Source organism: Vibrio sp. 2130-1, from assembly GCF_033339515.1.
In genome coordinates this window covers 1-757 of record NZ_JAWOUT010000206.1, presented here as the reverse complement: position 1 = coordinate 757, position 757 = coordinate 1, and the positions used below count along the sequence as shown (strand labels likewise).

Here is a 757-nt window from a genome sequence, read left to right as displayed (position 1 = left end):
GCCGATCGCTTTTGGGTCATCCATGTTCGAAAGCATCGCAACCAGACCAACCAGCGTACCGATCATCCCCATCGCTGGAGCAACGTCACCAAACGCCCGGAAAACACCAGTGCCTTGCGTGTGTCGCTCATCCGTCAAGGCAATGTCTTTTTGCAACGCAGCGCGAACCACATCCGCATCGTGACCATCCACCAAAAGGTCAATGCCTTTCTGCATAAAGCTGTTGTTGATTTCCATCTCTTCCAAAGCTAGGAAACCGCCTTTACGCGCCGCATCAGCCATTTCAACAATCTTTGCGATGAGGTCTTCTGGCTCATCGGCTTTAAACATGAATGCCTTGCCTGCAATTTTCGCCGCACCAAAGAACTGGCCGAGCGTGAACTTCATCAATACTACAAATGCAGAGCCACCTACTACGATAAGGATCGATGTAACGTCGACGAACATGCCGATACTGCCACCTAGCACCATTGCCATGATGACGAAGGCAAAACCACCGATCAAACCTATTAGGGTTGCTAAATCCACAAAGCACTCCTCACGCTATTTAAATACTGCCGTTAGGCGGATTATTACTTGTATCGACAACTAGAACAGATTTTTTAGGAAAATCTTAGCTAATAGATCACAAATTAACGCCAACAACCCTAACTAAAATATGGGGTTTGTCTAATCAGACCCGTTTAGAGCCAATTTTGTGACAATTATGTAAGGTTAAATTTGACCAAGTAACTAGGCTAAGGTAACTTTCGTGCAT

1 protein-coding gene is annotated in these 757 nt (G+C 46.0%); it reads right to left on the bottom strand.

Features of this window, described 5'->3' with window-relative positions; all coding sequences use genetic code 11:
- A partial coding sequence (locus R7Q09_RS25220) for a MotA/TolQ/ExbB proton channel family protein (protein WP_318143829.1) occupies positions 1-528 on the bottom strand: 528 nt, incomplete at its 3' end.
- Between the last annotated feature and the right edge of the window lie 229 nt (positions 529-757).